The organism is Neisseria sp. P0022.S010 (assembly GCF_051956635.1).
In genome coordinates, this window is the sequence record NZ_JBQCXF010000761.1 from 1 (window position 1) to 846 (window position 846).

1 protein-coding gene is annotated in these 846 nt (G+C 47.6%); it reads right to left on the bottom strand.

All coding sequences use genetic code 11. From position 1 onward, the window contains the following. Positions 1-134 precede the first annotated feature (134 nt). Positions 135-846 (bottom strand): hypothetical protein (locus tag ACTHUT_RS21240; RefSeq protein ID WP_440419783.1); only part of this gene is annotated, 712 nt, incomplete at its 5' end.

The window sequence follows — 846 nt, forward strand, 5'->3', positions numbered from 1 at the left end:
CTGCATCGGGCATATCAACTATTTAGAAAGGATATTTATCACGAAAACGTGAGCCGCTATTATACACGTTTCGTAAAATTTTAAGGGAATTTTACGCCAAAGGCCGTCTGAAACTTTTCAGACGGCCAGGATACTCAACGGCGGTATTTCATTTCAGTCTTCATATCGTCCAAAATACGTTTGACGTTGTGTTCCAATACATCCTCCACCAAGCCAGGCGCCTGCTCGTTCAGCATTTGCTGCAACTGGTAAGTGAACAAGGCCATTTGTTTTTGCACGGCAATCCGAATCATGCCGTTGACCGCATCGGCCACATGGGGACGCAAACGCTTAATCAGACGCTCGGTCAAATCCTTTTCAGAAACACAGAATACTTCCCGACGGCCAATCGCCTGCGGGTTCAATACATTGATATGGACATTGATGGCCGGTTCTTTTTCAAGGCCGTCTGAAACCGCCTCTTCAGCCGCTTGCGCATCATCATTTTCCGGTTTTTCAGTTTCTTCCACTTCAGGCGCATCAAAATCTACGGCACCTGATTTCGGATTCAGTCTGACAGTGCGGGTGGATTCAATATGACGCTCTGAAGCCGCGGCCTGCAATGCCGATTGCGCGCTCAACCAGTTGTCCTGCAAAACCACCATCGCATCGGTTTCCACTGCTTCGCCATCGTCTGCAAGGGCAGTATTGTGTTCCAACTGCCAGCGGTACAAATATTCTTCCAATACTTTTTCACGATTGTCCGCATCTAATTTATATTCTTTTTTAGACGCGGTTTTGGGCGCAACATCGACAGCGTCGTCCGATTTTTTGACCAATGGCGCATGAGTCGGCGCAGTATTGAAT